This is a genomic window from Micromonospora qiuiae (assembly GCF_016863555.1).
Classification (GTDB): domain Bacteria; phylum Actinomycetota; class Actinomycetes; order Mycobacteriales; family Micromonosporaceae; genus Micromonospora; species Micromonospora qiuiae.
Window position 1 is genome coordinate 44,508 of record NZ_BOPC01000061.1, and the last position, 11,199, is coordinate 55,706.

The 11,199-nt window shown below is 67.9% G+C and carries 8 protein-coding genes; 2 read left to right on the forward strand and 6 right to left on the reverse strand.

All coding sequences use genetic code 11. From position 1 onward, the window contains the following. Positions 1 to 5: 5 nt before the first annotated feature. From Vqi01_RS21235 to Vqi01_RS21260, 6 genes are all read right to left on the reverse strand, one after another. Positions 6 to 602, reverse strand: coding sequence for a hypothetical protein (locus Vqi01_RS21235; protein ID WP_204036578.1), 597 nt, complete (start codon positions 600 to 602; stop codon positions 6 to 8). Then, the gene (locus tag Vqi01_RS21240; protein WP_204036579.1) at positions 599 to 910 is read right to left on the reverse strand and encodes a hypothetical protein; all 312 of its coding nucleotides are present in this window, start codon (positions 908 to 910) and stop codon (positions 599 to 601) included. Before Vqi01_RS21240 ends, Vqi01_RS21235 begins: the two co-directional genes overlap by 4 nt. Beyond that, a complete protein-coding gene (locus tag Vqi01_RS21245) occupies positions 900 to 5,840 on the reverse strand; it encodes a wHTH domain-containing protein (RefSeq protein WP_204036580.1) in 4,941 nt (1,646 codons plus the stop codon). Before Vqi01_RS21245 ends, Vqi01_RS21240 begins: the two co-directional genes overlap by 11 nt. A 516-nt stretch (positions 5,841 to 6,356) precedes the next feature. After that, positions 6,357 to 7,385, reverse strand: coding sequence for a site-specific integrase (locus Vqi01_RS21250; RefSeq protein WP_239098557.1), 1,029 nt, complete (start codon positions 7,383 to 7,385; stop codon positions 6,357 to 6,359). Then, positions 7,382 to 7,750 carry an AbrB/MazE/SpoVT family DNA-binding domain-containing protein gene (locus Vqi01_RS21255; protein WP_204036581.1) on the reverse strand — a complete coding sequence of 123 codons (369 nt, stop codon included), beginning with the start codon at positions 7,748 to 7,750 and terminating at the stop codon, positions 7,382 to 7,384. The genes Vqi01_RS21250 and Vqi01_RS21255 overlap by 4 nt, the downstream gene beginning before the upstream one ends. 228 nt (positions 7,751 to 7,978) lie before the next feature. Continuing rightward, positions 7,979 to 9,436, reverse strand: a complete 1,458-nt coding sequence (locus tag Vqi01_RS21260) for a recombinase family protein (RefSeq protein WP_239098560.1) — start codon at positions 9,434 to 9,436, stop codon at positions 7,979 to 7,981. Here Vqi01_RS21260 and Vqi01_RS21265 point away from each other — a divergent pair. Further along, positions 9,426 to 10,118, forward strand: a complete 693-nt coding sequence (locus Vqi01_RS21265) for an IS110 family RNA-guided transposase (RefSeq protein WP_204036582.1) — start codon at positions 9,426 to 9,428, stop codon at positions 10,116 to 10,118. The two genes, Vqi01_RS21260 and Vqi01_RS21265, sit on opposite strands and share 11 nt — an antisense overlap. 486 nt (positions 10,119 to 10,604) lie before the next feature. After that, positions 10,605 to 11,199, forward strand: a 595-nt coding sequence (locus tag Vqi01_RS21270) for an IS110 family transposase (RefSeq protein WP_204036583.1), incomplete at its 3' end; no start/stop codon positions are given.

Consider the following 11,199-nt stretch of genomic DNA (forward strand, 5'->3'; position numbering starts at 1 on the left):
CTGGGCTAGCAGCGCTGCGGCGTCATGCTGAGTATGCCGTCCAGGCGGACGACGACACGCTGTTGCCGGCTTGTCGGATCGACGTCGAGGGTCACCGAGGTCCGGTCCAGGGCCAGCAGTTCGCCGCAGACCTGGGTGTCCGTGGTGACCACCTTGAACCCCGGTTTGTTGACGGCCGGGCCGGCCAACCAGGTCAGGCCGATCGAGAAGGCGATCGCCGCGAGCCCGATCACCAGCAGGGTGGCGGCGACCCGGATGGCCCTTCGGATGGCGCGGACCTCGTTGCGGGTCCAGGTCCGGAGCGCCTTCCCGGTCAGCCAGGTGTCCTCGCCCGGTGTCCCGCTGGCCGCCCGTACGGCGATCAGCGAGCCGGCGACCAGCGCGGCGAAGCCCACGCCGAGTGCGCCGAGGACGACGAGTCGGGTGTCGGGGGTGAGGTCCGCGACGTTGTCCGGCCCCTTGATGATGGTGGCCACCGCCAGCAGCGCGGTCAGCCCGGTCAGCCCGGTACGCCAGCCCTCCGCCTGCCGGCGGGCACCGTCGAGCTGGCCGAACTTCTGCTGTTCGGCCAGCTGCTCCCAGCGCTTGTCCTCGATGTTCACCGGAGCGCCGCTGCCCAGTACGCGCCGCAGCCTGTTTCCGGTGACTCCGGCGGACGGCCGGCATGCGGGTAGCCGCATGCACAGATGAAAACCTGCGGTCCGTCCGGCGGGGTGGGTGGCCGTCGGGGGAGCCAGCCCTTGCCGCCGAACACCGGCCCGTGCCAAATCTCTTTCGTCGTCTCACCGTTGCAGGCCGGGCAGACGAGGGTGACGACGAGCACATCCGCCTCGCTGGAATTCACCTGGGCAGTGCCGGAGAACTCGAACTCCCGTTCCCGGAACCTGACCGCCCTGTGGTCACCTGCCATCGTTCGACTCCTCAGGCGGATCCGGGATCTGTAGTCCGAAAAGGGTGGCATATCGCTGCAGGCGGGCGTGGGTGACGGCCACCGGTTCTGCCACGGCGGACGCGGCCAGCGCTATCTGGTCGGCGGTGACGTCGCCGTGCAGCGGCGGGGCCCAGCCGTCCAGTTCCTCGGTGAGGACTATCAGGTCCTGCCAGGCCACGATCCCGTCCGGGCAGTCGTCGCGGTCGAAGTCGATACGTAGGCCGAGGGGGCGGAACCGGGCCAGCCGGTCGTACGCGACGCCCGGCTCCCAGCCGTAACGGGCGGCCAGTCGCAGCAGGTGCAGGGGCGTGACCGTGTGGTCGACCAGCGGACGGCGGGGCGGCTTCTGGCTGGAGAAGCCTCGGCCCTCGTCGGGCGGCAGTTCGTCGGTGAGCATGAGCACGTCGTACCCGTCCGGCACGGTCCGGTCGTCGCCCGGCGCCCACTCCGGCAGGATTGCACCCAGTTCCTGGTACGGACTCATCTCGGAGAGCACCTCGCCGACGGACTTCCCGCTGACGTGGGCGTGCCAGACTAAGTGCAGCGGCGCCGGTGACTGCCACCGGGGCCGAGTTTCGGTCTCCGTCAACAGCATCCAAACTCGCTCGAAGCGCACATTGCGGCGTCGCAGAGTGGCCGGGAGTTCGGCCGCGATCGCGCTGAGGTCGAGATGGGGCGCGAAGTACCTGAGCAGTTGGTCGCGTATCTCGCCGAGGGTGATCCGCGCGGCCCCGGCGATCGCCACCAGCATGGGAGGTGTCACCTCGCCCTGCAGCTCCCAGAACGGCACCAACTTGGCCAGCGCGGCATCAAGTCGTTCCCCGGTGCCGCGCGCCATCCCCACGGCCGCGACCGCGCTGACGATCCGGCCGAGCCGGTGCACCAGGGGAGCGCCGGCGTCCCACACCTCGCTGGCGGACAGCAGCTCCCACTCGTCGGGGCCTGGGATGATGTCTGCGACTCCGGACAGCTCGGGCAATGTGACAGTCAGGTCGCTGGCGGCCGAAGCGGCGTTGACCCGATCCGCCACCCGGCGCACCGACTCGCCGGACTGGATGGCCAGGATCAGCAGGTCCATCGCCTTCACCGGGCGTTCCAAGGCGAGTAGCCATGCCTGTACCGGGTCGTCCCCCTGCAGGCGCACCGTACCGTTCCATCCGGGTCGGATCGGGCTCCAGATGCCGAGCGCCCGCAGCCGGTCGACCCGTTCCACGAGATCGGGGGTACCTATTCCGAGCACCTCGCCAGCAGCCTGTAGGTGCCGTACGGACAGCCCACTCAGCCACCGAGTGTCGTAGTACTCGTCGCGGAAGTCCCGGTGCACCAGCCGCCGATCGATATTGTCCGGGACGTATCCGTCGACGGGCTTGATCTCCGACTCGCTCAGCCTGGACGACGCCAGCTCTGTCCCGGCGGAACTGGTCAACGCACGCCAGGCTTCCCCGATGGACCGACCGGAGAGCCAGGCCGCGCCAACGAGGCGCAGCCCGAGTGGCACCGGGACGTTCTCATCTGTTTTCAGCTCCGGTGGAAGCATCGCCATCAGCGCCGCGTGTTCCGGCGCGGCCCGCAGCGGCCGCAGGTCGAGGCCAGCGATCACGTACGGCCGCAGCAGCCGCATAAACTCCTCATTGGATAGCCCGCGGGTGTCCCGTCGGCGGCGGAAGGTGTAGGCGTCCATCACCGGCCGGTGCAGGATATCCAGGTGATTGGGGTGGATCACAGGGTAGCCATCCAACCGGTCCGGTGGCAGGTACGTCGGCTCCCTGGTGCCGTCGTTGGTGCCTTCGACGCCCCGCCACAGCTTGGTACGCCAAGCGTGGATCCACCGGGGCAGGCCAGCGCCGGGCAGGTGTGGCCACCGGTCCCGATCCGGCTGGAGGTGGGCGTCCTCCGGCAGACAACCGACGAGGCCGAGGTTCACCGTGATACTCGACCGTACCGGCCGCACCGGCAACTCCAAGTCGCCGAGTTCGTCGAACACCCAGCCGGCGAGTTCCCGGTCGGCCGTTGCCAACCGCCACAACCACTGCAAGCTGAGCCCGGACCAGTCCCGCAGCGCAGGTATCGCCGCGCGGAGCTGCGCGGACACCCAGCGGGCGTCCCACTCCAGGATTTCACGCCGGTCGACGCTGATCCGGGGCCGGTGCCGACCGGTCATGTTCAGTACGAAGCCGAACGGGTTGTCCGTGGTCGGCCGGCCCGTCAGTGTCGATCGCGGCCGAGGGGGCAGCACCTGGATGCCGTCGGTCAGGTAACGCCCCTCGTCGGCTATCCACCAGACATGCGCGCTGGCCTGGACGTATGAGCCGATCGGCCCGTTCATCCGTAGCTCGCCAGGGTGCCAGGTGTCGACCACCTCGCCATGCGCCTCGACGTCTACCCGGTATTCGGGCAGGTGGAGATGCTCCCGCAGGGCCTGCGCGCAGGATACGCCGTCGTCGAAGGAGAGGTGAAGCCGGATGATCGTGCCGCCGTTGCGGATGCCACCGGGTACGTCGGGTGTCCGACGAACCCGGAACAGGTTGCCGTTTCCGGCGATGCTGATCTGGAGTGCCTCCGGTCCGGTGAATCCGGTCTCCAAGGTCGGGACGGTGGTGATCGAGATTTCGGAGGCCAGCATGAAGTAGCTGAACACACCGATGCCGAACTGGCTGTTCGCGTGCAACCGCAGCGCCGCGTCGACCTGCTGCCAGCGGGCCTGCTCCCGCCGGAACCGTTCGGTCTGCACGAAGCGGGTCCCGGCCTCGGCGAACACCCGGGTGATGACGTACTCGGTCATGCCGACGCCGTTGTCCTGGCACTCGAGGTACGGCTGGCCGGTGGGCTCGACGCCTTGCCGGAAAATTATCCTGGGCGTCCAACCATCAACTTCCTGTTGTGCGTCGTGGTAGTGGGCCCGGAGCCGCATCTCGCGGTACCGGCAGGCGTCGAGCGCGTTCTGGTACAGCTCCCGGATCGCCACCGCGCGGTCGCCGTAGAGCTGGGAGCCCATCAGCATGCCCTGCACCTTGTCGGCGGCGAGACTGAAGCGCAGCAGCGGGAGATGGTAGAGGGCACCCTGGCCGGCGATTCTGCGTGCGCGCACCGCGTCCGCGGTGAACGCCGGGGGGAGCCGGGCCAGGTAGGGCTGTTCGTACCGGTTGGCGGTGCCGACGATCAGTCGCCGAATCTCTTCGGCCCGGGCGGCGAGATCATTCAGCGCGACGTGGATGGCCGGGTGCTGGCACACCGCCTCTAGGTCCATAGAGGTCGGCGTGCGACGCCACTGAGCGGTGGCCAGAATCTCCCGCAGGTCGGCCAGGGTCACCGGATCACGGATCCCGATGTGGTCAGGCACCACCTGCGGCAGTCGTCGCGGGTCGGCGGCCAGGACACCGGCGAGGCTGGACAGTCGGGCCAGCACCCGGGAGTTGCGGTGGTCCGGCGAATTCTCGAACGGTTCGACGGACTCGACGCTACCGACCGCGTGCGCGACGCTGAGCAGGAGGTCGGCGTACTCGGCGACCGCGCCTGCGCTGGGCGTCTCGTCGAGGGCGCTGAGCAGCTTACTCGCAGCGGTCGTGGCCCACTCCCGTACGGTGTCGTGGCACCACAAGTCCTCCCGGCCAAGCAGCCATTGGTAGGCCATCCAGGTCACGATGGCATCCTGCTCGGCGCTGGCCTCGTCGAGCTGGATCACCCGACGGCAGAGCTGGTCATAGGCGGCATAGACGACTTCGAGATCGAAGCGGAGTCCGGCCCGGAACGTCGGTCTGACGTTGCGCGGGTTCAGCCGGTGCAGGTCGAACATGCCGAGCGCGAGAACGGCCTCCCGCAGGTAGGGAGCGATGACGAGGACGGCCACCTCGGCCGGGGGCAGCGTGACATGAGCGACCCAGTCCTCGGGCCGGAGGTCGCGCGTGTCCCCGGTCTCCGGCCGGAGCAATGAGTGCAGGACGGACAACACCCGTTGCGGATAGGCGTCGTCTATCCAAGGGTCTTGCGGCCGGGCGGTGTGCCGCTGTCGTGCCGGCACCCCTATGACGGTGCTCGCGTAACCCTCTACGAGGTCGCGGATGACGGCGCTGATCGGTTCGCGTTTGGTGGAGCCGGCCTTCTCCACGAGCTGCCACAATTCGGTCTCCGTTGCGCCAGCCCGCCATTCGTCGAAGATTCGCAACCCGTCGCAGATCGGCTCGCTGAACCGCGCATCGGTCAATCCGCTGGTGGCCCGGGCCGTCGGCGTCTGCTCACTGCCGCTGAGGGCGGTTCTGGTCGCAGCGACAACCTCGGACACTGTACGGGCGGGGTGACGAATACCCAGTGCGTCGGCCAACGCCCGGGTGAACAGGCTGCCGCGAGCATCGTACCGGCAGACCTCTCCCCGGTCACAGCCGGCGACCAGCGCGAAGGCGCCGTCGGGCAACTGGGGGAGGCCCTGCATCTGGGAGATGTCGAAGGAGTGGTCGGGGTTGTCGCGGCAGGCGTCGACGAAGGCAACACCGATGCCGGCCAGGCAGATGCCGACCTGAGCGGACAGATCGAGCGAGACCAACGCCTCCTCGTCGGCTCTGCTGTCGCCGGTGGAGCGAAAGTCCTCCGGCACCAGGTAGTCGCGACCTTCGAGGCGGACGCCATGTCCGCTGAAGTAGAGCAGCAGGGTTCCCTCGGCTGGGACCTGTCGACACAGCCTGTCGAGGGTTGTGAGGCAACGGGTTCGCGTCACTTCACCGGGAATCCGCTGCTCGCCCTCTACTACGGGGCCGTCCGGCGCGACGCCGAGCACGGTGATCTGGTAGCCGGACCCCGCCAGCGCGTCGCGCATTCGGGTGATGTCGGCCCTTACTACCTCTTCGGGGATGGGGCTGAACATCTCGGCGTCGTCGCAGCGAGGTACGCCGATCAGCAACGCGAACCGATCTGACACGAATCACCTGGGGTACGGCGGCGGAGGGAAGCCAATAGTGCCACAATGCCCATCACCTGGGCGACCCGAACCAGTCGGTGTCCAGCATCTTGGCCGCAGGATTCGCGGACCGCTGGGAACCCGCGATAACCCGAGGGCTGATCGCCGCGCCGCATCCCGTCAAGATGGTTCTCGGGCCCAGCCAATCGTCTGCCACGACCCTCCTACGTCATCGCTGACAGCGTCCTAAGCGGAGGCCGTGGCGAACACCACGGTGACCCCGCCGACTTGCAAGCCACGATCACCGCCGCCCCAGACATCGCAACGGCCAGACCCGAACCAGCCCCCGAACCAAGAAACAACGAGAAACCCAGCACACCCGCGACGTCAGCTGCAGGAGCATCATCCCAGAATCAAATCTACCCAGAACGACGTAACCGACCGGAGGGCTCGTAACCCATAACCGGTGCGGGCACCTCAACGAGGAACGGTGGCCTCCCTCGACGCTGTCGAGGGAGGCCACCCGGTCGTTGTTCTCTAGGCTTCCGTGCCGAGCGGATGCTCCTCACCAGTCAGACCGGCCAAGGCAATCGCGACCTCCTGCAGTGTTGCCCGTACGTATGTGGCCGTAGAGCCGTTCCCGCCGCCTTCCGTGTGTCCGGCGTAAGCGCGGGCCACGGCGTGACCATGGGTCCGTTCTACCCAGGTCAGGGTCGTGTGCCGTAGCCAATGGGTGCTGATCTGCTGGGTGTGCACCCAACGCAGATGCTGTCCGATCCGCGACCACAGGTGGTCGTAGCGCCGATAGGTCAGCGGCCTACCGTCGCGGTAGCGCAGCAGCTTGCTGTTCCGGTCGCCATCACCCCTCTCGGCGTGATGCGCCAGCAGGTGCCGCATCAGCGTTGGGGAGATCGGCTGCCAGCGAGATGTGCCGCCCTTCTCTCGCAGGAAGATCAGACATTGGTCGGAGTCCAGATCCCGTGGGCGCAGGGCCAGTGCCCCGCCGCGACGACAGGCCGTCTCGGTGTGCAACCGGATCAGCAAGCTGTCCAGAGCTGGATCGTCGCCAGTGCTGGCCGCCACCTTGTTGATCTCCGCCAAGCGGGCGTCGCCGATCGCCCGTCGCGTGCTGGGCATCCTGCGCGGCTTGTCCACCTTCAACGCCGGGTTGTCAGCCGCGTCAAGGTACCCATCCGCTACGGCCCGCCGGTACAGGCAGCGCAGCGCGGACACCAGATGTTCTGCGGCGGATCGTCCACCCCGGTTGTTGCGTCGCGCCACCACGTTGGTCTGCACCTCGGCGCGCAACTGCTCAATCTCGGAGGGAAGGGGCTCATCGATACGTCGATCACCCCATGCTTGCACCACCCGTTTCCAGTAGGAGCCATATGCCCGGCGGGTGCCGGGCGACACGGCTGCGGCGACGACCGGCACGTATTCGGCAAATGTCGGAGTCGATGGATGGGCCGGCTGTACCTCCAATAGATCGGCGGGGGAGATGCCCATTCGCTCCAGCAACAAGCGGGCGGCCTCCAACTCCGGCCGCCCAGCGGCGGTCTGGCTCACGCCGTCTCACCCCTCTTCACAGCCGAGTGCGTGCCAGCCAGCAGCCGGTCGAGCACCGTGAGGGGATGCGCCGCCAGTACATCTGCGGAAAGGTGGGCGACCAGCAGAACGCGATCTCCGGCCTTGAGCCGGCACCAGCGTCGCACCGTCAACGGCAGGAGCATGTAGCCGCGGTTGCCGATGCGGTGGACACCATCGGCGGTCGCGCAGGCCAGGATGACTCCGGACTGCTCGCGAATGTCCAGGCGGGTCTCCGGTGCCCAACCGAGCGCTCGGACGATGCTGCGGTCAGCGATCCGGCCGCTCTTGTCCACCGCGCTCAACGCGTAGGCGGTGTCCGCTGTTCGGGCGTACTCGGAACTCAAGGCCGGCAAGGGAAGCGGCCGTCTGGCTCTACCCAGTGGCCCTGGGCCGGTGCCGGCGTTCCCGGGGATCACCCTGGGAACCACGGGCGGCACGGACGAGGCGCTCATCGCCACCACCCCCGCCCCTGCTCGGCAGGCGCTCGCAGCGACGTCAGTCGGTAGATGGGGTGTTCATAGTGGTCTGAACACAGGTACGGGTTGTTGCGCACCGGTGCGGACCGCGGGGGTTCAAGTCCCCCCTTGGACACGAACCACTACCCCACGGTGCGCGCTGAGATCAGCTTCGGCGTGCACCGTCTGCGTTGCGGCGTGGTAGGTCAGCCGCAAGCCGAGCCGTCGGTAGACCTCGGCTTTGTCGGCTGGGTCGGCGTCGTGGAGCACGGTGATGATGTCGCCGAGTGCTTGCACGAGATTCGCGATCTCGGTTTGACTCATCCGGCGTCGTTCTGGTGGCTGTGTCGTTTGAAGATCGGCTTCGGCCCGTGCTCGTTCGGCCTGCGTTTGGGCTATCCAGCTGGCGACTACTGTGGGGTCCGCCCCGGCGTCGAGGGCTGCCCGGTATTGCCCGAGCTTCATGTCGCAGGCGGTGATGGTGGCGTGAGCTGCGGCTGCGAGCGGCGAGGGTTGATCTGCCAGCTGGGCGTCGGTCATCGCGGTGATTGTTTGTTGGAGGCGCTCGGGGCTGAATGCCGTGGCGAGCCAGGCGTCGAGTGGGTCGGTGAGGGCGTCCTCTCGTAGGTAGACGTTGCGGGGGTGTTCCACCTTGTTCGCGAGGGCGTATTCCTGGGGAAAGCGGCAGCGGTAGTAGGCGTCGCCGTGGTTGTACTGGCCCTGCATTCGGCGTTGGCACGCGGCGCAGTAGATGAGTCCGCGGAAGATGTACGGGTTGCGAGTACGACGACGGCGCTGCTGGGCACCGGAGCCTCGACCGCGTCGGCTGAGCAAAGCTTGGGCCTGCTCGAATATCGCGTCGTCGATGAGTGGCGGGTGGGTGATCTCCTTGGAGACCACCCATTTGTCCCGTGGGTTCCACCGCATGACACCGGTGTGTCCCAATGCCACGTCGTTGACGTCCAGGAGGATCTCGTCGGTGCGTTGTTTGTTCCAGACCTGGCGGCCGGTGTAGCGGGGGTTGGTGAGGATGACGCCGACGGCGCTCTTGGACCAGGCCACGCCGCTGCGGTGCGGGTTGCGGGCGCGATCGTGGGCCGAGGGACAGGGAACGTGGTTGCCGGTAAGTCCTTCGGCGATAGCGAAGATTCCATAGCCGGCGAGGAACTCCTCGAAGATCCGCCGGACGATTGGGGCGGTCTCGGCGTCAGGGAAAAGACCGCGGAGCCGCTTACCATCGGCTGCCTTGGCCGGGTTGGGGTGCGGGCCGAGATCGCGGAGTGTGTAGCCGTAGGGTGGCCGTCCGCCCAGGTAGCGGCCTTCGAGAAGGGTCTGAGCGGCCATCGCGGTGCGAACCCGCAGCTTGATCCGGTTGCGTTCGCCCTTGCTCATCCCGCCGAAGACGGACATGACCAGTTCGTGGGCTTCATTGTCAGGGTCGATGGGGCCGCCGATTTCGGGCACCCACAGTTCTACTCCGTAGTGAGCGAACAGCGGCACGGTGAGGCCAAATTGGTTGCCGTAGAAGGCTCGATGTGGTTCGCCGGCGGTGTTGGAACGCGCGTTGACCTTCACCAACGTCGCGACGCTGATTCTGATCAGCGCCTATCAGACGCCCGAGCAGATCCGCGTCGCTGGTCGCGAGCAGCTCGTTGCGCATCTGCGCCGGCATCGGGCGGTGAATGCCGTCAGGGTCGCCGATCAGGCGTTGGCAGCCGCTGCTGAGCAGGATCTCACCCTGCCGGGACAGGACACCGCTGCTGCGCTCGCCGGTGAGCTGGCCAGTCATCTGCTGCGACTGCATCAGCGCATGAAGAACACCGACAAGGCCATTGAGCAGGCGTTTGGCACTCACCCGCAGGCCGGCATCATTCGCAGCCTGCCCGGCATGGGGGCGTTGGCGGCGGCGGAGTTCATCGTCGCGGTCGGGGACCTGTCGACCTTCGCCAGCCCTGATCATCTGGCCGCCTACGCGGGCCTGGCGCCGGTGGCCCGTGACTCTGGCAAGCGGGTCGCCAACCTACGCCGGCCGCAGCGTTACAACCGGCGGCTGCGCCACGTGTTCTACATGTCCTCGCTGAGCACGCTGCGGATGAACGGCCCGAACCGGGACTACTACCAGCGCAAACGCGCTGAGGGGCGCAAGCACCAGCAGGCGTTGATCGCCCTCGCCCGTCGCCGCGTCGACGTGCTGTGGGCGCTGCTTCGCGACAATCGCTGCTTCCAACTCCAACCACCGCCACCAGCGCCCGTCTAACTCACCGATGAAGCGTCCGACCTGCCGGACCTGGCCGGCGGGGCGCTGCCCCGCACCCCGACCCTCCCTCGGAGACCACCAGCCGGGCTCTCCTCGGCCGGGCACCCACAGGGCTGCCCGAGAACCCCGGCCGGGTCAAGGCCAACAGCCCCACCCTTGACAACAACCATTGAGACTCGTCCGGTAGGGCGCTCCACCTTGTCACCCTGGCCCTGGCCCGCTCCACGATGTGTGGGTCGGCGGCAGACAGTGAGGATGGTGGGGTGGGTCGCCGGGCCGGTCTGACTCACCGGCAGACCGACGGTTGCTGTCCTCATCCCGATCCGTCGGCCGGCCCGGTGGCCTCACGAGCCGCATGTCACCGGCCAGGCGTCGTGACCTGATAGGAGCCTGTGCGAGAGGCGCCCACCACTGTGTTGTCCCTCTGCCTGACCGGTGACGTGTCCACACATCTCGACGTAGACGAGAAGGGCGGACCTCACCAGCATGGCAGCCAAGAAGCGACCTGTGATCGGTGGTGTCGACACCCACCGCGACACCCATCACGCCGCCGTCATCGACAGCACCGGCGGACTGTTGGCCGACGCCGAGTTCCCCGCGACCACCGACGGCTACGCGAAACTGCTGGCCTGGATGCGCTCCTTCGGCCGTCCCATCGCCGTCGGCATCGAGGGCACGGGCAGCTACGGCGCTGGCCTGGCCCGTCACCTGGCCGCCGAGAAGATCACCCTCGTCGAGGTGGACCGGCCTGACCGCCGGACCCGCCGGACCAAGGGCAAGTCCGACCCGATCGACGCCATCGCTGCCGCTCGGGCCACCTTCGCTGGCACCGCCATGGGCACCCCGAAGACCCGCAACGGACCCGTCGAAGCCATCCGCGCTCTACGGGTCGCCCGCCAGGGTGCGGTCAAGGCCCGCACCGCCGCGATCAACCAGATGCGCGGCCTGGTCACCGCCGCCCCCGAACGTCTGCGAGCCCAGCTGACCACGCTCAGCGCCGCCGTGCTGATCAAACGGTGCACCACCCTCGCCTACGACCCGGCCATGCTGCACGACCCCGAACACGCCACCGCCGCCGCCC